Annotated in this window: 19 protein-coding genes; 8 read left to right on the top strand and 11 right to left on the bottom strand. The window is 60.6% G+C overall.

Annotation, left to right across the window (positions count from 1 at the left end):
• Positions 1 to 191: 191 nt before the first annotated feature.
• Entirely contained in the window at positions 192 to 1,391 is a 1,200-nt protein-coding gene (locus ACQUTP_RS01410; RefSeq protein WP_057215125.1) for a sugar transporter, read from the top strand.
• A gap of 67 nt (positions 1,392 to 1,458) precedes the next feature.
• Here the strand turns inward: ACQUTP_RS01410 and ACQUTP_RS01405 are convergent, their stop codons facing one another.
• Positions 1,459 to 2,127, bottom strand: a complete 669-nt coding sequence (locus tag ACQUTP_RS01405) for a MarC family NAAT transporter (RefSeq protein WP_004205969.1) — start codon at positions 2,125 to 2,127, stop codon at positions 1,459 to 1,461.
• Between the two features lie 261 nt (positions 2,128 to 2,388).
• Between ACQUTP_RS01405 and marR the strand changes: the two genes are divergently transcribed.
• The 3 genes from marR to marB are packed head-to-tail and all read left to right on the top strand — an operon-like array spanning position 2,389 to position 3,477.
• Positions 2,389 to 2,823, top strand: a complete 435-nt coding sequence (marR, locus tag ACQUTP_RS01400) for a multiple antibiotic resistance transcriptional regulator MarR (RefSeq protein WP_049003693.1) — start codon at positions 2,389 to 2,391, stop codon at positions 2,821 to 2,823.
• Between the two features lie 20 nt (positions 2,824 to 2,843).
• Positions 2,844 to 3,218, top strand: coding sequence for an MDR efflux pump AcrAB transcriptional activator MarA (marA, locus tag ACQUTP_RS01395; RefSeq protein ID WP_002904397.1), 375 nt, complete (start codon positions 2,844 to 2,846; stop codon positions 3,216 to 3,218).
• Between the two features lie 40 nt (positions 3,219 to 3,258).
• A complete protein-coding gene (gene marB / locus ACQUTP_RS01390; RefSeq protein ID WP_043519537.1) occupies positions 3,259 to 3,477 on the top strand; it encodes a multiple antibiotic resistance protein MarB in 219 nt (72 codons plus the stop codon).
• Between the two features lie 48 nt (positions 3,478 to 3,525).
• On the opposite strand, the gene eamA is transcribed toward marB, so the two are convergent.
• A complete protein-coding gene (gene eamA / locus ACQUTP_RS01385; protein ID WP_049003694.1) occupies positions 3,526 to 4,425 on the bottom strand; it encodes an O-acetylserine/cysteine exporter in 900 nt (299 codons plus the stop codon).
• A gap of 194 nt (positions 4,426 to 4,619) precedes the next feature.
• On the opposite strand from eamA, the gene ydeE reads away from it, so the two are divergent.
• Positions 4,620 to 5,816 (top strand): efflux MFS transporter YdeE, encoded by a 1,197-nt coding sequence (ydeE, locus tag ACQUTP_RS01380; RefSeq protein ID WP_004205975.1) that lies wholly within the window; start codon positions 4,620 to 4,622, stop codon positions 5,814 to 5,816.
• Between the two features lie 129 nt (positions 5,817 to 5,945).
• The gene (locus tag ACQUTP_RS01375) at positions 5,946 to 6,428 is read left to right on the top strand and encodes a helix-turn-helix domain-containing protein (protein ID WP_004205976.1); all 483 of its coding nucleotides are present in this window, start codon (positions 5,946 to 5,948) and stop codon (positions 6,426 to 6,428) included.
• A gap of 35 nt (positions 6,429 to 6,463) precedes the next feature.
• Here ACQUTP_RS01375 and urtE read toward each other — a convergent pair whose 3' ends face one another.
• The 7 genes from urtE to ACQUTP_RS01340 all read right to left on the bottom strand — a co-directional run bounded on the left by urtE (position 6,464) and on the right by ACQUTP_RS01340 (position 13,770).
• Entirely contained in the window at positions 6,464 to 7,162 is a 699-nt protein-coding gene (gene urtE / locus ACQUTP_RS01370) for an urea ABC transporter ATP-binding subunit UrtE (RefSeq protein ID WP_004205977.1), read from the bottom strand.
• 9 nt (positions 7,163 to 7,171) lie between these two features.
• Entirely contained in the window at positions 7,172 to 7,969 is a 798-nt protein-coding gene (urtD, locus tag ACQUTP_RS01365) for an urea ABC transporter ATP-binding protein UrtD (RefSeq protein WP_004205978.1), read from the bottom strand.
• Positions 7,969 to 9,042 carry an urea ABC transporter permease subunit UrtC gene (gene urtC / locus ACQUTP_RS01360; protein ID WP_017900354.1) on the bottom strand — a complete coding sequence of 358 codons (1,074 nt, stop codon included), beginning with the start codon at positions 9,040 to 9,042 and terminating at the stop codon, positions 7,969 to 7,971. The genes urtD and urtC overlap by 1 nt, the downstream gene beginning before the upstream one ends.
• Positions 9,042 to 10,616: an urea ABC transporter permease subunit UrtB gene (gene urtB / locus ACQUTP_RS01355; protein WP_285756047.1), complete on the bottom strand. Its 1,575-nt coding sequence runs from the start codon at positions 10,614 to 10,616 to the stop codon at positions 9,042 to 9,044. Before urtB ends, urtC begins: the two co-directional genes overlap by 1 nt.
• A 61-nt stretch (positions 10,617 to 10,677) precedes the next feature.
• Positions 10,678 to 11,949, bottom strand: a complete 1,272-nt coding sequence (gene urtA, locus ACQUTP_RS01350) for an urea ABC transporter substrate-binding protein (RefSeq protein ID WP_135719511.1) — start codon at positions 11,947 to 11,949, stop codon at positions 10,678 to 10,680.
• Between the two features lie 170 nt (positions 11,950 to 12,119).
• A complete protein-coding gene (locus tag ACQUTP_RS01345; RefSeq protein WP_285756050.1) occupies positions 12,120 to 13,223 on the bottom strand; it encodes a cobalamin-independent methionine synthase II family protein in 1,104 nt (367 codons plus the stop codon).
• 148 nt (positions 13,224 to 13,371) lie between these two features.
• Positions 13,372 to 13,770, bottom strand: coding sequence for a rhodanese-like domain-containing protein (locus tag ACQUTP_RS01340; RefSeq protein ID WP_032456007.1), 399 nt, complete (start codon positions 13,768 to 13,770; stop codon positions 13,372 to 13,374).
• Positions 13,771 to 13,837: 67 nt separating this feature from the next.
• On the opposite strand from ACQUTP_RS01340, the gene ftrA reads away from it, so the two are divergent.
• Both ftrA and ACQUTP_RS01330 read left to right on the top strand, forming a co-directional pair.
• The gene (ftrA, locus tag ACQUTP_RS01335; protein ID WP_043519534.1) at positions 13,838 to 14,935 is read left to right on the top strand and encodes a transcriptional regulator FtrA; all 1,098 of its coding nucleotides are present in this window, start codon (positions 13,838 to 13,840) and stop codon (positions 14,933 to 14,935) included.
• Positions 14,904 to 15,119: a DUF4177 domain-containing protein gene (locus tag ACQUTP_RS01330; protein ID WP_004205985.1), complete on the top strand. Its 216-nt coding sequence runs from the start codon at positions 14,904 to 14,906 to the stop codon at positions 15,117 to 15,119. The genes ftrA and ACQUTP_RS01330 overlap by 32 nt, the downstream gene beginning before the upstream one ends.
• Before the next feature lie 54 nt (positions 15,120 to 15,173).
• On the opposite strand, the gene ACQUTP_RS01325 is transcribed toward ACQUTP_RS01330, so the two are convergent.
• Together ACQUTP_RS01325 and ACQUTP_RS01320 are read right to left on the bottom strand one after the other, a co-directional pair.
• Positions 15,174 to 15,614: a GNAT family N-acetyltransferase gene (locus ACQUTP_RS01325; RefSeq protein ID WP_004205986.1), complete on the bottom strand. Its 441-nt coding sequence runs from the start codon at positions 15,612 to 15,614 to the stop codon at positions 15,174 to 15,176.
• A gap of 264 nt (positions 15,615 to 15,878) precedes the next feature.
• Entirely contained in the window at positions 15,879 to 16,943 is a 1,065-nt protein-coding gene (locus tag ACQUTP_RS01320) for a LacI family DNA-binding transcriptional regulator (protein ID WP_004205987.1), read from the bottom strand.
• Positions 16,944 to 16,956: the final 13 nt, after the last annotated feature.

The following is a 16,956-nucleotide window of genomic DNA, read 5'->3' as shown; positions in this document are numbered from 1 at the left end:
TTACTTTTTTACTTTCCTTCAACATGACATAAAAGTGCCCCTCTGACACTATCCATAGCAAAATTAATTGCTTAACCGCGCCTGGCTGCTTACAGTGAAATGAGAGACAGATCACATAATGATTGTCTTTTCGCCAGCAAACGTTTTATGATCGGCGTCACATCTTCCCCTGAATCACCAGTCCAGAGCTTATGACTACGAATACGGTCTCACGCAAGGTAGCGTGGCTACGTGTCGTGACGTTGGCCATCGCCGCGTTTATTTTTAACACCACAGAATTCGCCCCGGTCGGTCTGCTGTCGGATATTGCCGACAGCTTCGACATGGAAACCGCCCAGGTGGGCATGATGCTGACCATCTACGCATGGGTGGTAGCGTTAATGTCGCTGCCGTTTATGCTGCTGACCAGCAAAGTGGAGCGCCGGCGGTTGCTCATCGGCCTGTTTATTCTGTTTATCGCCAGCCATGTGCTGTCGTTCTTTGCATGGAATTTTGACGTGCTGGTCATCAGCCGCATCGGCATCGCCTTCGCCCATGCGGTGTTCTGGTCGATAACGTCGGCGCTAGCCATCCGCATGGCACCCCCGGGCAAACGGGCGCAGGCGCTCAGTCTGATCGCCACCGGTACCGCGCTGGCGATGGTGTTTGGGATTCCGATCGGCCGCATCATCGGCCAGTATTTTGGCTGGCGAATGACCTTCCTGGCGATCGGCCTGGGCGCGTTAGCCACCCTGGTCTGCCTGGTGAAACTGCTGCCGACCCTGCCGAGCGAACACTCAGGCTCGCTGAAGAGCTTGCCGGTGCTGTTCCGTCGCCCGGCGCTGGTCAGCGTATACATTCTGACCGTAGTGGTGGTGACCGCCCATTATACCGCCTACAGCTATATCGAACCCTTCGTCCAGACGGTGGCGGGTCTGAGCGGCAATTTTGCCACCGTGCTGCTGCTGATCCTCGGCGGGGCCGGGATTATCGGCAGCATTCTGTTCGGCAAGCTCGGTAACCAGCACGCTTCGGGGCTGATAAGCTTCGCCATCGGCCTGCTGCTGGCCTGTCTGCTGCTGCTTCTGCCTGCCTCGCATAACCCGCACCACCTGATGCTGCTCAGCATCTTCTGGGGGGTGGCGATTATGATTATCGGTCTCGGCATGCAGGTGAAAGTGCTGGCCTCCGCCCCGGACGCCACCGACGTCGCCATGTCGCTGTTCTCGGGCATCTTTAATATCGGCATTGGCGCCGGCGCGCTGGTGGGCAGCCAGGTGAGTCTGCATCTCTCTATGGCCTCCATCGGCTATATCGGCGCTATCCCGGCGCTGGCAGGCCTGATCTGGGCCCTGCTGATCTTCCGCCGCTGGCCGGTATCGCTGGAAGAACACCAGCCGCACCACTCTTAATTTAGCCGCAAAAAAAGCCCGCCGGTATCGCTCCGGCGGGCTGTTGTCTCTCTGCGCATCACCGCGGTCAGGGATGCCAGGTCGAAATGATCTCCAGCACGCCATTAATAATAAATTGCACGCCCATGCAGACCAGCAGGAAGCCCATCAGTCGTGAGATGGCCTCAATGCCGCCTTTGCCTACCAGACGCATAATCGCCCCCGAACTGCGCAGGCAACCCCAGAGAATGATCGCCAACAGGGCAAAGATAATCGGCGGCGCCGCCAGCACCACCCACTCCGGGAAGTCCACCCCGTGCTTGACGGTCGAGGCGGAACTAATGATCATCGCGATGGTGCCCGGACCGGCGGTGCTTGGCATCGCCAGCGGCACAAAGGCGATATTGGCGGTCGGCTCATCCTGTAGTTCTTCCGATTTGATCTTCGCTTCCATCGAATCGTGGGCTTTTTGCTGGGGGAACAGCATACGGAAACCGATAAAGGCCACAATCAACCCCCCGGCGATTCGCAGCCCAGGTATTGATATGCCGAATGTATTCATCACCACCTGGCCGGCATACCATGACACCATCAGGATGGCGAAGACATACACCGAGGCCATCAACGCCTGCTTGTTACGCTCGGCGTTGTTCATATTGCCCGCCAGGCCGAGGAACAGCGCCACGGTAGTCAGCGGATTCGCCAGCGGTAAAAGCACCGCCAGGCCGAGCCCTATCGCTTTAAACAAATCGAACATAGTTAAATAAAGTCCCGTAAATATTCATTTTTTAAAGATGGTTTCAATCCGTGAGTATACCGGCTTCAACAATTCCAACGCCAGCCAGCTGATAAATCACTTTCGCCAAAAATTAACAAGCGTTAGAAAATTCACAAACAGTGACACGCGTCGAATTTTTTTGTTTTAGCAAATCGTGGCATCGGCTAATTCATAATGTTGACTTATGATTGCCTGGGCAATAGTATCACTCGCAACTAAATCATTGCCTGGGCAACCATCATGAAAAGTACCAGCGACCTGTTCAACGAGATGATCCCGCTGGGCCGCTTGATCCAGATGGTTAACCAGAAAAAAGATCGCCTGCTCAACGACTACCTCTCACCCATGGATATTACCGCGACCCAGTTTCGGGTGCTCTGTTCCATTCGTTGCGAGGTATGTATTACCCCCGTTGAGCTGAAAACCGTGCTTTCCGTCGACCCGGGCGCGATGACGCGTATGCTCGACCGCCTGGCGTGTAAAGGCTGGATTGAACGGTTACCCAACCCCGCTGACAAGCGCGGTGTGCTGGTGCAGTTGACGCCAGTCGGCGCAGCCCTTTGCGAGCAGTGTCATCAGGTTGTGGGTCAGAAGTTACACCAGGAGTTAACAAAAAATCTGTCGGCGGACGAAGTCGCCATGCTTGAGCAACTCCTCAAGAAGGTCCTGCCGTAAAAATAAGAAGAGGTAAGATGATGTCCAGACGTAATAATGACGCCATCACTATCCATAGTATTTTGTCGTGGATCGAGGATAACCTGGAATCGCCCCTGTCGCTGGAAAAAGTGTCTGAGCGCTCAGGTTACTCCAAGTGGCACCTGCAACGTATGTTTAAGAAAGAGACTGGCCATTCCCTCGGCCAGTACATCCGCAGCCGTAAGCTGACGGAGATTGCGCAAAAGCTCAAGCAGAGCAATGAGCCAATCCTGTACCTGGCGGAACGCTACGGTTTCGAATCGCAGCAGACCTTGACGCGAACATTTAAAAACTATTTTGATGTTCCGCCCCACAAATATCGCATAACGAATGTACCTGGCGAATCCCGCTATCTGCATCCGCTAAATAACTGATGTTAATCGCCTGCATTATTAAAGACGTATTGAGGAAATCATGAAACTATTCGCTGCCGCAGCTATCGTCCTTCTGTCGCTGGCATCCAGCTTCAGCTTTGCGGAGCAAACCACCACGCCGGTGCGGCAAAACCAGCGTGACACAATGATTCTCCCTTCGGACCATAACGACTCGCCGTTTGATTTCAATCATATGGCGGCCGGCAATGATAAATCTGACGAACTAGGCGTGCCGTACTACCAGCAGCACGACCTGTGATGCCATTACACGCATACTTGTGTATAGCCCCGTCTCCGGGGCTTTTTTTTACCCGCGCGCCATGCCCGGCCACACCAGACGCAGACCGAAAACGTTGATATAGAGCCCGGCCATGATCAGCGCCGCCCCGGCGAGCTGCAGTCCGCTCAGCGTCTCCCCCAGCAGCAGCGCGGCGCTGGCCATCCCCACTACCGGCACCAGCAGCGACAGCGGCGCCACCCGCCAGGTTTCATAGCGCCCCAGCAGCGAGCCCCAGATACCATAGCCGACGATGGTGGCGATAAACGCCAGGTAAAGCAGCGAGAGAACCGTCAGCATATCGATCTGGCGTAGACTCGCCAGCATGAGCTGCGGGCCATCGATCAGCCAGGAGGCAAACATAAACGGCAGCACCGGGATCAATGCGCTCCACACCACCAGCGACATGATCGGCGGGCGGGTCGCCTGGGACATGATTTTTTTGTTGAAAATATTGCCGCAGGCCCAGCTGAGCGCCGCCGCCAGGGTCAGCATAAAGCCCACCAGCGGGACATGCTCCCCGCCGAGGCTCCCCTCCACCAGCACCAGCACGCCGAAGATCGCCAGCGCGATCCCCGCCAGCTGCTTGCCCTGTAAGCGTTCGCCAAAGACGAAGGCGCCAAGAATGATGGTAAAAAAGGCTTGCGCCTGCAGCACCAGCGACGCCAGCCCCGCCGGCATGCCCAGGCCGATAGCGCAGAACAAAAAGGCAAACTGGCCAAAGCTAATGGTCAGGCCATAGCCCAGCAGCAGGCGCAGCGGAATGGCCGGCCGGGCGACAAACAGCAGCGCCGGGAAGGCGACCAGCATAAAGCGCAGGCCCGCCAGCATCAGCGGCGGCATATTGTGCAATCCCAGCTTAATCACCACGAAGTTAAGCCCCCACACCACCACTACCAGCAGCGCCAGCAGTCCATCTTTCCTCGTCATACCCTGCCTCTGTCGTTATTAGAATTTTTGTGAACAAAATCAAAGTAGCGAAAAAGCGGTCGCCAGGATAGATCATTATTTTTGGCAGGTTCGGAAGTGCCTATCGCCACCGGGGCGACCTGTACAAGGCGTGATGGCCGTGTTATTTGTGATCGAAGACATAAAATTATAACAACATGACAGGCAAGGAAATCATGATCACCACACTCCGGCGCTCCACCATCGCGCTGCTGGCATCGTCGCTACTGTTGACTATCGGCCGCGGGGCCACACTGCCGTTTATGACCATCTACCTCACCCGACGCTATCAGCTGGAGGTGGATGTGATTGGCTACGCCCTGTCGCTGGCCCTCGTGGTCGGCGTGCTGTTTAGCATGGGCTTTGGCATCCTCGCGGACAAGTTCGACAAAAAGCGCTATATGGTGTGGTCAGTGCTGGTGTTTATCCTTGGTTTCAGCGCGATACCGCTGGTCAATAACGCTATCCTGGTGGTGATCTTCTTTGCGCTGATCAACTGCGCCTACTCGGTCTTTTCCACCGTGCTGAAAGCCTGGTTCGCCGACCGGCTGACGGCGGAGAAAAAAGCGCGCATCTTCTCGCTGAACTACACCATCCTCAACATCGGCTGGACCGTCGGACCGCCCATCGGCACGCTGCTGGTGATGCACAGCATTAATCTGCCATTCTGGCTGGCGGCAGCCTGCGCCGCCTTCCCGTTAGTGTTTATTCAGCTGTTTCTGCAGCGAGATGGCGCCGCCGCCGCCCAGCCAGGGGCTGCCGTCTGGACGCCTTCGGTGCTGCTGCGCGACCGCGCGCTGCTGTGGTTTACCTGTTCAGGGCTGCTGGCCTCCTTCGTCGGCGGCGCTTTCGCCTCCTGTATCTCGCAGTACGTACTGGTGGTCGCCAGCAGCGACTTCGCCGAAAAAGTGGTGGCCGTGGTGCTGCCGGTTAACGCCGCGGTGGTCGTCGCTCTGCAGTATGCGGTTGGCCGGCGACTGAGCGCCAGAAATATCCGCCCGCTGATGACCTTCGGCACCGTCTGCTTTGTGATCGGCCTCGTGGGCTTTATGTTCTCCGGCGCCAGCCTGTGGGCATGGGGGATCTCGGCGGCAGTCTTCACCCTTGGCGAGGTGATTTATGCCCCCGGCGAGTATATGCTGATTGACCATATCGCCCCGCCGGGGATGAAGGCCAGCTACTTCTCCGCGCAGTCGCTGGGATGGCTGGGCGCGGCATTCAACCCGATGCTGACGGGGTTGATCCTCACCCATCTGCCGCACTGGTCGCTTTTTGTCATTCTTATCGGGGCGATTGTCGCCGCCTGGCTGATGATTTTCCGCGGGATCAATGCCCGCCCCTGGCAGCCGGATTCTCCGCTGGCCAACGCCTGACGCCAGCTGGCATGCGGCTGTCAGGTTGCTGTCGGGCCGTTGTCGGGTCGCTGTCGTGGTGGCTGGCGGCCCGCTTTTCCATACTCCATCACAGGTTTACATCCGCAGAACGTTATGGAGCATACAAATATGAACAGCAACAATCAGGTCAAACAATTACGGCTGCAGCGCGCCTGGTCCCAGGAACAGCTGGCCGAAATGGCGGGGCTCAGCGTCCGCACGATCCAGCGCATTGAGAATGGCGAACGCCCGGGACTGGAGACTCTCAGCGCCCTCGCCGCGGTCTTTGAGGTGACGGTGGCCGAGATCGGCGGCGAAGCCTCGCGGGAGGGCGCGCCGGGCCCGGAAGCCTCGCTGGATCTGCGTATAGAGGAAGCGAAAGCGCGGGTGCAGCAGGAGAGCCGCTTTTTTCGTTCGCTGTCGGTGGCGCTGGTGGTCTGCGTGCTGCTGGCGCTGCTCAACCGGTACACTAACCCGCAGTACACCTGGTCCGGCTGGGTCGCCCTGATCTGGGGCGCTCTGCTGGCGGTGAGAGGATTACGCCTGTTCGTGTTCGGCGAATGGATCAAAAACTGGCGCCAGGCGCGCCTGCAGCGGCTGCTGCGTAAATAGCAAGGAAACCGGCGGCGCGAACGCCGCCGGTCCGTTCAGATAGTCACCAAGGCGCGTACGCCGTCGGTTTCCATATCTCCGCCCTTGCCCTGCTGGACGATGGCGCCGCGCGACATCACCAGGTAGTGGTCCGCCAGCCCGGCGGCAAAGTCATAGAATTGTTCCACCAGCAGGATGGCCATATCCCCGCGGCTCGCCAGCTGACGGATCACCTCGCCAATCTCTTTGATGACCGAGGGCTGGATCCCCTCGGTGGGCTCATCGAGGATCAGCAGCTGCGGACGGCTGGCCAGCGCCCGGCCGATCGCCAGCTGCTGCTGCTGGCCGCCGGATAAGTCACCGCCCCGCCGCTGCTTCATGGTCTTGAGCACCGGGAAAAGCTGGTAAATCTCCTCCGGCACCTGCTGCGCCTCGCGGGCGGGAAAGCGCGATAGCCCCATCAGCAGGTTTTCCTCCACCGTCAGGCGCGGAAAAATCTCGCGTCCCTGAGGGACGTAGGCCACCCCGGCCTGTACCCGCTGGTGCGGTTTACGGTGGGTAATGTTCTGATCCTGCCAGCGTACCTCACCGCTGCGCGCCGGGATCAGCCCCATCAGACATTTCAGCAGGGTGGTCTTGCCGACGCCGTTGCGCCCCAGCAGGCAGGTGACTTCGCCCTGGCGGGCGGAAAAATCCACCCCACGCAAAATATGGCTGCCGCCGTAGTATTGATGTAGCTGACTCACCTGTAACATTGGCGCTCCTTAACGTCCCAGATAAACTTCAATGACCTGCTCATTGGCCTGCACCTCCCGCAGCGATCCCTCCGCCAGCACCTGGCCCTGATGCAGGACCGTCACCCGGTCGGCGATAGTCTCGACAAATCCCATGTCGTGCTCCACCACCATCAGGGAGTGCTGTCCGGCCAGCGTACGAAACAGCTCCGCTGTATATTCGGTTTCCGCATCGGTCATGCCGGCCGCTGGCTCATCAAGCAGCAGCAGATGCGGCTCCTGCACCAGCAGCATGCCGATCTCAAGGAACTGTTTCTGGCCATGGGAAAGCAGCCCCGCCTGGCGGTAGCGTTCGCCGTCAAGACGCAGCAGGCGCAGCACCTCATTCAGTCGATCGTCCTGTTCACTGCTCAGCCGGGCGCGCAGGCTGGCCCACACCGATTTATCTCCCTTCATCGCCAGGGCGAGATTTTCCGCCACCGTCAGCGCTTCGAAGACCGTCGGCTTCTGAAACTTGCGCCCGATGCCCTGGCGGGCGATGGCCACCGGTTCGAGGGTGGTCAGATCCACCGACTGGTCATAGATCGCTTTGCCGCTCTGCGGCCGGGTTTTGCCGGTGATCACATCCATCAGGGTGGTCTTGCCCGCGCCGTTGGGGCCGATCACACAGCGCAGCTCGCCGACGCCAATCGCCAGCGACAGGTCCGTCAGCGCCCGGAAACCATCAAAGCTGACGTTAATGTTCTCCAGCTGCAGTACCGGGTCGGTTTGCGCACGAAAGCGATCGCCGGGCAGCTGGCGGGTAAACAGTCCTTCATCCGGTTGCATTAGCGGTCTCCTCGACGCAGCAGGCCCATCACCCCGCGGGGTAAAAACAGGGTTACGATGATAAAGATGAGGCCGAGAAACAGCTGCCAGTACTCCGGCATCGCCACGGTGAAAATGCTCTTCGCGCCGTTGACCAGCCCGGCGCCAAGCACCGGGCCAATCAGGGTGCCGCGCCCGCCGAGCGCCACCCAGATGGCGGCCTCGATGGAGTTGGTCGGCGACATTTCGCTGGGGTTGATGATCCCCACCTGCGGGACATATAACGCCCCCGCCAGGCCGCAGAGTACTGCCGACAGCGTCCACACCAGCAGCTTGAAGCCGCGCGGGTCGTACCCGCAGAACATCAGGCGGTTCTCGGCATCCCGCACCGCGGTGAGGATCCGACCAAACTTACTCTGCGCCAGCGCCGAGCCCAGCCACAGGGTCAGCAACAGCAGCAAAACCGTGGCCATAAACAGGGTGGCGCGGGTGCCGGTGGCGGTGACCGGAAAACCCAGCAGCGTGGTAAAACCGGTGAAACCGTTGTTGCCGCCAAACCCGGTCTCGTTGCGAAAGAACAGCAGCATACCGGCATAGGTCAGGGCCTGGGTCATGATCGAGAAATAGACCCCTTTGATCTTCGAGCGAAAGGCAAACCAGCCGAAAACCAGGGCCAGCAGACCGGGAACCAGCACCACCAGCGCCATCGCCCAGGCGAAATGCTGCGTGCCCCACCAGAACCAGGGCAGTTCACTCCAGGAGAGAAAAGACATAAACGCCGGCAGACCGTCGCCCGCCGCCTGGCGCATCAGGTACATGCCCATAGCGTACCCGCCGAGGGCAAAGAAAATCCCGTGCCCCAGCGACAGCATACCCGCGTAGCCCCAGACCAGATCCAGCGCCACCGCCACAATGGCGTAGCAGAGGATTTTACCGCTCAGGGTCAGCAGCCAGCTCGGTACCGCCAGCGGATGGGAGGCCGGCAGCAGCGCCAGAAATGGCATGCTCAGTAGCCCCAGCACCAGCAGGATCCCCAGCCAGCGCAGAGGCCGCGGCGCGCGCTGCGCCAGCGTTAAGGTAACAGGTTGGCTCATCAGTCAATCACCCTCCCTTTCAGCGCGAACAGACCCTGCGGGCGTTTCTGAATAAACAGAATAATCATCACCAGGATCAGGATCTTGCCCAACACCGCGCCCATCTGCGGTTCGAGAATTTTGTTGAAAATGCCCAGCCCAAAGGCCGCCGCCACGCTGCCGGCCAGCTGGCCGACGCCGCCCAGGACCACCACCAGGAATGAGTCGATGATATAGCCCTGACCCAGCTCGGGCCCGACGTTGCCGAGCTGCGACAGCGCCACGCCGCCCAGCCCGGCAATACCGGAGCCGAGGCCAAAGGCCAGCATATCCACCCGCCCGGTAGGTACGCCGCAGCAGGCGGCCATCGCCCGGTTCTGCGTCACGGCGCGGACGTTCATCCCCAGACGGGTGCGGTTCAGGATGAGCCAGGTAAAGCACAGCACCAGCAGGACGAACGCCAGCACCGCCAGCCGGTTCCACGGCAGGATCAGGTTCGGCAGGACCTGCACGCCGCCGGAGAGCCAGGCGGGGTTTGCCACCTCGACGTTCTGCGCGCCAAACAGCATGCGCACCAGCTGGATAAGCATCAGGCTGATCCCCCAGGTGGCGAGCAGCGTCTCCAGCGGCCGACCATACAGATGACGAATAATGGTGCGCTCCAGCGCCATGCCGATCCCGGCGGTCACCAGAAACGCCACCGGCAGCGCGACCAGCGGATAAAAGGCCAGCCACTGCGGCGCGAGCTGCGCCAGCGCCTGCTGTACCAGCCAGCAGCTGTAGGCGCCAATCATCAGCATCTCGCCATGGGCCATGTTAATCACCCCCAGCAGGCCGTAGGTGATCGCCAGCCCCAGCGCGGCCAGCAGCAGCACCGATCCCAGCGACAGCCCCATAAAGGCCTGGCCCAGCAGATCGCCGAACAGCAGACGATGTTTGATCTTTTGCAGGCTGTCGCTGGCCGCCTCGCGCACCGCCGCATCCGGCTCATGCTGGGCATCGGTAAAGGGGATCAGCAGCGCCTGGGTTTCCGGGTCCACAGAATGGCCGAGCAGCGTCACGGCGGCCAACCGCGCGCTGGCCTCAGGCTGAGTGAGCTGCAGCCGGGCCAGCGCCACCTCCAGCAGGCCCCGCACATTATCATCGCTTTCCGCCTTCAGCCGCTGCTGCAGCAGCGCGGCCATGGCCGGGGTCGCTTCCCGCTGTAGCGTTCGTGCGGCGGACGCTCGCTCTGTGACGTTGTCACTTAAAATAAGATGGCTGGCCAGCGCGCCGGCAGCCAGATTGCGCAGCCGGTTGGTCAGACGCACCGGTCGGGTTTCGCCCTGGGGCGCGGCGACGGCACCCAATGGCTTTAATCCGCCCTGTCGGGTGCGGAAAGCATGTTTTCCGTCGTCCATCACCAGGCTCTCGGTGGTCAACGCCCGCAGCAGCGGCAGACGATCCGCCTGCGGCGCTGCCGCCCACTGGGTCAACAGCTGCGCCTGCTGGCTGCGGCTGGCGGCAACGAAGTCGTCCGCCTCCGCGGCCTGTGCCCGCCATGGCAGCAGGATCAGCAGTAGCGTCAACACACTCATGAGACGCAATGCGTTCATGTCGTTCTCCTCTGGTCAGCGGCCGACGGACACGACGTTCCCGCTCCGTCGGCCCTGGCGCTTACTGGCTGACGGTTTTCACCGGATGGTCAGGTTTCTTATCATTACCGGGGATCCACGGGCTCCACGGCTGCGCGCGGACGGGCTCATCGGTCTGCCAGACCACGTTGAACTGGCCGTTGCCTTCAATTTCACCAATCATCACCGGCTTATGCAGATGGTGGTTGGTGGCATCCATCGTCAGGGTGAAACCGGACGGCGCTTTGAAGGTTTGTCCGGCCATAGCGTCGCGCACTTTGTCCACGTCGGTGGTGCCGGCTTTGGTCACCGCCTGCGCCCACATATGCAGACCCACCCAGGTCGCTTCCATCGGATCGTTGGTCACCACCGTATCGGCATTCGGCAGCTTGTGCGCTTTGGCGTAAGCGCGATAATCGGCGACAAAGGCTTTGTTGGTCGGGTTATCGACCGACTCAAAGTAGTTCCATGCCGCGAGGTTGCCGACCAGCGGTTTGGTGTCGATGCCGCGCAGCTCCTCTTCCCCCACCGAGAAGGCCACCACCGGCACGTCGGTCGCTTTCAGTCCCTGGTTAGCCAGCTCTTTGTAGAACGGCACGTTGGAATCGCCGTTGATGGTAGAGACCACCGCCGTTTTGCCGCCGGCGGAGAATTTTTTGATATTGGCGACGATGGTCTGGTAATCGCTATAGCCGAACGGGGTGTAGACTTCTTCGATATCTTTGTCCTGGATCCCTTTGGCATGCAGGAAGGCGCGAAGGATCTTGTTGGTGGTGCGCGGATAAACGTAGTCGGTTCCCAGCAGGAAAAAGCGTTTGGCGCCGCCGCCGTCCTCGCTCAGCAGGTATTCCACCGCCGGGATGGCCTGCTGGTTAGGCGCCGCGCCGGTATAGAAGACGTTGGGGGACATCTCTTCCCCTTCGTACTGTACCGGGTAGAACAGCAGGCCGTTCAGCTCCTCAAACACCGGTAGCACCGATTTACGCGAGACCGAGGTCCAGCAGCCAAACACCACCGCCACCTTGTCCTGGGCCAGCAACTGGCGCGCCTTCTCGGCGAACAGCGGCCAGTTGGAGGCCGGGTCGACCACCACCGGCTCCAGCTTCTTGCCCAACACCCCGCCTTTGGCGTTGATGTCGTCGATGGCCATCAGGGCGACGTCCTTCAGCGGCGTTTCGGAAATCGCCATCGTCCCGGAGAGCGAATGCATAATCCCGACTTTAATAGTGTCGGCGGCATAGGCCTGGAATGAGAGACCCATAGCCATAACAGAGGCGGAGAGTGCAAAAGCTTTTAATAACGTTTTACGTTGCATGATTCACTCCTGAGTAGCGCAAAAATAAAGAATTAACAGCTAACCAGAGGTGATAAGGCAAAAACGGTGCCAGGTTGTGAGAACAGTGGGATGCGGCGCAGGCGGAGGGCGGAGGCGAAGGAGATGGCAGCGTTGCCTCATCACGGTGCAACGCTGCGCTAAGAAAGCAATTACCAGACGTCGGCGGCGATGGCGGTCACCAGACGGACTTTTTGCCACTGCTGGTCTTCGCTGAGGGCGTTACCCTCTTCCGTGGAGGCGAAACCGCACTGCGGACTCAGGCAGATCTGCTCGAGCGGAACATATTGCGCCGCCTCAGCGAGGCGCGCTTTTACCCCCTGCGGGTTCTCCAGCTCGCCGTTTTTGGTGGTGATAAGCCCGAGGACCACCTGCTGATGGCCGGGACGAATAAAGCGCAGCGGCGCGAAATCTCCGGAGCGGTCGTTGTCATACTCGAGGAAGAAGGCATCGACATTGACGCCGCCAAACAGCACCTCGGCCACCGGCTCGTAACCGCCCTCCGAGATCCAGGTTGAGCGGAAGTTGCCCCGGCAGACGTGCAGGCCCACCGTCAGATCGGCCGGCTTGCCCTCCAGCGCCTGGTTCAGCACCCGGGCATAAATGCGCGCCAGCGCATCCGGATCGTCGCCGCGCTCGCGCACCTGCTGACGCTGGGCATCGGAACAGAGATAGGCCCAGACGGTATCGTCCAGCTGCAGATAGCGGCAGCCGGCGTCATAAAACGCACGGATCGCGTCGCGCCAGGTGGTGGCCAGGTCGTCGAAGTAGTCGCTGAGATCCGGGTAAACGGTGGCATCAATATCTTTCCGACCGCCGCGGAAGTGGAGCACGCTCGGGCTGGGAATGGTCATCTTAGGCTGCGCGTCGCCGCTGATGCTTTTCAAATAGCGGAAATCCTCCAGCATTGGGTGGTCGCCAAACGCCAGCTTGCCGGTAACGCGCACGCCGTGCGCTTTGGTCTGCACGCCGTTGAACTGGATCCCCTGCTCGGCATCGTAACGCTCAACGCCTTCCAGGCCGTCGAAGAAATCAAAATGCCACCATGCGCGACGAAACTCGCCGTCGGTAACCACGTGCAGGCCGCAGTCGCACTGCTGCTGGACCAGGTGACGGATAGCGTTATTCTCAATGTCGCGCAGCTGACCGGCGTCGATGAGCCCCTCAGCCAGCTGCTGACGCGCCTGTTTGATGCTGTCCGGGCGCAAAAAACTGCCGACGATGTCTGCGCGGAACGGGGCCTGTTGACGTTGCATGCTGTCTCCTTAGCGGTGGGCGCGTTAGTTGCCCACCGTGATAGTTCATTATTTGAATTTTTAGACTTCTGGATGGCTATATGTCCAGATACTGGCATGCAGGCCGGCGGGCCGCAAACGAGAATATTTCATGGGACATGAAAAATATTCATTTACCGGCGACAAACGCATAGCCCTCATCTTCCCAGCCGGTGATCCCGCCGAGCATCATTTTCACCGGCCGCCCCAGTTCGGCCAGCTTTAGCGCGGCAACGTCGGCACCGTTGCAGTGCGGCCCGGCGCAATAGACCACAAACAGGGTCTCTCCCGGCCAGGCCGCCATTCTCTCGGCGCTGATCTGGCTGTGCGGGAGATGCAGCGCGCCGGGCAGGTGGCGCCTGGCGAAGGCCTCCTCGCTGCCGACCACGTGCAGCAGGACAAAGTCGACCTCGCCGGCACGCTGGGCGCTGTGCACATCGGCGCAGTCGGTCTCGAGATGCAGCTTATGGCGGAACCAGCGGATAGCCTCGGCGGAGGTGGCGGGGGTAAATTGGGTTACTACACTCATGGCGTCTTCTCCTTGTCTGTGATAACACTACTTTACTGACGCCCATCACCCTTATCTGCCGGCAACCATGACAGAAAACGCTAACATCCTGACAACTCCTTCGGTGACACTGTCACCTCACCGCGTGGTGGCCCTCGCCTACGATGGCCTGTGCACCTTTGAGTTTGGCGTGGCCGTGGAGATCTTCGGCCTGCCGCGCCCGGAAATGGGCGAGCGCTGGTACCAGTTCGCCGTCGCCGCCGTCGATGAAGGGCCTCTGAGAGCCACCGGCGGAGTCCGGTTGATGACCGACGGCGGCCCTGAGCTTCTCGCCCAGGCGCAGACCATCGTGGTCCCCGGCTGGCGCGGCATCGACGCTCCGGTCCCCGAGGCGCTGTGCGCCGCCCTGGCCGCCGCTCACGCCCGCGGGTGCCGGATTATTTCCATCTGTTCCGGGGTGTTCGTTCTCGCCGCCGCCGGGTTGCTCAATGGCCGCCAGGCGACAACCCACTGGCGCTACACCGCCGCGCTGCAGTCCCGTTTTCCGCAGATCCAGGTGGTGGAGGATGTCCTGTACGTGGGTGATGATTTGCTGATGACCTCCGCCGGCAGCGCGGCGGGGATCGACCTCTGTCTGCATCTGGTGCGCGAGGATTTCGGCAGCGAGGCAGCGAATGTGGTCGCCCGCCGCCTGGTGGTCTCTCCCCATCGCGACGGCGGTCAGGCGCAGCAGGTCCTGCGTCCGGTGGCCCGCAGCCGGGAGAGTCTGCGCCTTGGCCAGCTGTTTGATTATCTGCACCAGCATCTCGCCGCCAGCCACACCGTCGCCTCCCTCGCACAGCGCGCCGGCATGGGGACGCGCACCTTTTTGCGCCGCTTTGAAGAGGCCACTGGTAAAACCCCCGCCCGCTGGCTGCTGGAGGAGCGTCTGCTGCGCGCCCGTCAGCACCTGACGGAGAGCACGATGGGCATCGACCAGATCGCTGAGCGCTGCGGCTTTGCCAGCGCTGGCACCCTGCGCCACCATTTTCGCCAGCGCTTCGCGCTAAGCCCACTGCAGTACCGTAAACAGTTTGCAACTTCTCCGATTGCAAAATCGTCCCAGCCACGGACAATAGACGGCCACAGTAAACCGGTCGCCAGGATGGTCGATGATGAAGAAAGAGTGTCGGGTAGTAATCTATAAAGAGGGCCTGCTGGGCAGCCTGTTTTTTGGCGAAGCCAAAGCCGACCCTGACAAAATGAGCCAGTTTCTCAGTAGCTATACCCGCGAAGGCTGGGAGGTAAAAACCATGTCGGTGGAGCGACGCCGTACCGCCCTGTTCTGGTCGCGGGAAGCGTATCTGTTTGTGCTTGAACGGCCCCTCTGACGGCGCCTGCGCCTGGTTTAACCGCTTAAGCCAGGCGTTGCCCGGCATCCGCGCTCAGGGCTGGCGGATATAGCCCTGCTCCTGCATGTTGCGCATGGCCTCCTCGCTGGCGCAGACCATCCCGGTGGTCAGCATGGCAAAACCAAAGCGCTGATAGAATGGGATTTTATCGGCCACCGCATAGATAAAGATTTTGCCGAAGGGCAGCAGCTGCTCCCGGATGGCCAGCATTAGCTGTTGTCCGTAGCCCTGCCCCTGGCGGTCGGGGACGATCGCCACATCCGACAAATAGCTACTCCAGGTGCAGTCGCTGATGGCCCGCGCCACGGCAATCAGCTGACCGTGCTCATAGCCAAACCAGCAGAAGGTGCTATGGAGAAACGCCTGCTCCAGCTGCTGAACATCACGTTCATTCAGCCCGGCCTCGGCGACGATGGTCCTCACCCGCCGCCAGTCTACCCGCCCAATCGCCTCTTTCCCCTCAATCACCATCATGACCTTGACTCCCGTTGTGTTCGGCATCTACCCCGAAAGAAAGATGTAGCATGCCGCCGCAGGGGATGCCAGGCGAAAAAACGAACGGAACAAAGCGGGAAACGGAGGAAGGCAAAAAAAAAACCGCCATGTGACTGGCGGTAAATCAATGCTTGCATGGATAGATTGTATTTTGCATTTTACGCAGGCAGAGGATCCTGACCTCTCTACGTTTGATCCCGAGGTTAGCATGGTCAACCTCAATAAATCCTCAACGGCCTGCGGCTAGAGCTTCTCCACCAACGCTTTCAGCTGCGCCAGGGTCTGCTGCCGGTCCTCCGCGGCGGCGAGCGGCCACGCCGACTGGCGCACGATGAGCCGGGTCGGCAGCAGCTCGCGGATCCGCAGCTGCGGGGCCGCCATCAGAGCAATCAGCCGCTCCACGGCCCGCTTGCCCAGCAGATCGAAGTCCTGCGCCACCGTGGTGAGCGGCGGCTGAAAGTAGAGACTGTCGGCGGTGTCGTCATAGCCGGTCACCGATACCGCCTGGCTGCCGCTGCGATTGAGCTGGGCCAGCGCGCTGAGTACCCCGAGCGCCATCTGATCGTTCGCCACCACAATGGCGCTGATCCGCGGCTGCAGGTGCAGCAGTTCAAAGGTTTTCTGCCAGCCGCTGGCGGCGCTCCAGTCTCCGAACACCGTGGTTGAACGGGCGATATTCAGACTGTGCAGCGCCTCGCGCCAGCTGGCGAGACGCAGACGAGCGGAAACCGAACTTTCCGGCCCTGCCAGCAGGCCAAATTCGCGATGCCCCAGCTCCCACAGATGGCGCACGCACGCCCCACAGCCGTCGCGATGATCGAAGCGCACGCAGCAGACATCGGCCTCCGGGGAGACGTCCAGAAACAGGCAGGCCATATCCGGGTTCTCTTTAACCAGTCGCTCGGCGGTAGCGCTTTCCAGCGGCAGACTAACGATCACTCCGCGAATATGCTGGGCGCGCAGTTCGTCCAGCCGGGCCTGCAGCGCGGCGAAGTCGGCCTGCGCCGGCATCGCTATTGCCACCTCCAGCTGGTGCAGGCTGGCATGGCTCTTTACCGCGGCGGCGATCTGCGAGGGAGCATGCAAGGTCAGCGAGGCAGTGATAAGCCCAATGGAGGGCGCTGCTTTGCCGGCGAGCAGCTGCGCCGAGCGGTTAGGTACGTAGTGCAGCGCCTGCATCGCGCGGATTACCTGCTCGCGGGTGCGGGCTGACACCACTTCAGGACGGTTCAGGACCCGGGAGACGGTTTGTTGGGAAACCCCGGCCGCGCGAGCGACATCCTCCAGGGTAGCGGTACGACGCGGCATTTTTTCTCCTCAG

It is taken from the genome of Klebsiella sp. 2-CIP_Kleb. (genome assembly GCF_050378715.1).
Lineage (GTDB): Bacteria > Pseudomonadota > Gammaproteobacteria > Enterobacterales > Enterobacteriaceae > Klebsiella > Klebsiella quasipneumoniae.
Note: the sequence above shows the minus strand (reverse complement) of the source record. Positions and strands in the feature narration are given on the sequence as shown.

Coding starts and splice junctions, on each gene's coding strand:
- urtB (WP_285756047.1), bottom strand. CDS start 10,616: ATGAACGCATTGCGTCTCATGAGTGTGTTGACGCTACTGCTGATCCTG.
- ACQUTP_RS01325 (WP_004205986.1), bottom strand. CDS start 15,614: ATGATGGTGATTGAGGGGAAAGAGGCGATTGGGCGGGTAGACTGGCGG.
- ACQUTP_RS01320 (WP_004205987.1), bottom strand. CDS start 16,943: ATGCCGCGTCGTACCGCTACCCTGGAGGATGTCGCTCGCGCGGCCGGG.
- ftrA (WP_043519534.1), top strand. CDS start 13,838: ATGACAGAAAACGCTAACATCCTGACAACTCCTTCGGTGACACTGTCA.
- urtC (WP_017900354.1), bottom strand. CDS start 9,042: ATGAGCCAACCTGTTACCTTAACGCTGGCGCAGCGCGCGCCGCGGCCT.
- ACQUTP_RS01340 (WP_032456007.1), bottom strand. CDS start 13,770: ATGAGTGTAGTAACCCAATTTACCCCCGCCACCTCCGCCGAGGCTATC.
- marR (WP_049003693.1), top strand. CDS start 2,389: ATGAAAAGTACCAGCGACCTGTTCAACGAGATGATCCCGCTGGGCCGC.
- marA (WP_002904397.1), top strand. CDS start 2,844: ATGTCCAGACGTAATAATGACGCCATCACTATCCATAGTATTTTGTCG.
- ACQUTP_RS01410 (WP_057215125.1), top strand. CDS start 192: ATGACTACGAATACGGTCTCACGCAAGGTAGCGTGGCTACGTGTCGTG.
- ACQUTP_RS01405 (WP_004205969.1), bottom strand. CDS start 2,127: ATGTTCGATTTGTTTAAAGCGATAGGGCTCGGCCTGGCGGTGCTTTTA.
- marB (WP_043519537.1), top strand. CDS start 3,259: ATGAAACTATTCGCTGCCGCAGCTATCGTCCTTCTGTCGCTGGCATCC.
- eamA (WP_049003694.1), bottom strand. CDS start 4,425: ATGACGAGGAAAGATGGACTGCTGGCGCTGCTGGTAGTGGTGGTGTGG.
- ACQUTP_RS01330 (WP_004205985.1), top strand. CDS start 14,904: ATGAAGAAAGAGTGTCGGGTAGTAATCTATAAAGAGGGCCTGCTGGGC.
- urtD (WP_004205978.1), bottom strand. CDS start 7,969: ATGCAACCGGATGAAGGACTGTTTACCCGCCAGCTGCCCGGCGATCGC.
- urtE (WP_004205977.1), bottom strand. CDS start 7,162: ATGTTACAGGTGAGTCAGCTACATCAATACTACGGCGGCAGCCATATT.
- urtA (WP_135719511.1), bottom strand. CDS start 11,949: ATGCAACGTAAAACGTTATTAAAAGCTTTTGCACTCTCCGCCTCTGTT.
- ACQUTP_RS01345 (WP_285756050.1), bottom strand. CDS start 13,223: ATGCAACGTCAACAGGCCCCGTTCCGCGCAGACATCGTCGGCAGTTTT.
- ydeE (WP_004205975.1), top strand. CDS start 4,620: ATGATCACCACACTCCGGCGCTCCACCATCGCGCTGCTGGCATCGTCG.
- ACQUTP_RS01375 (WP_004205976.1), top strand. CDS start 5,946: ATGAACAGCAACAATCAGGTCAAACAATTACGGCTGCAGCGCGCCTGG.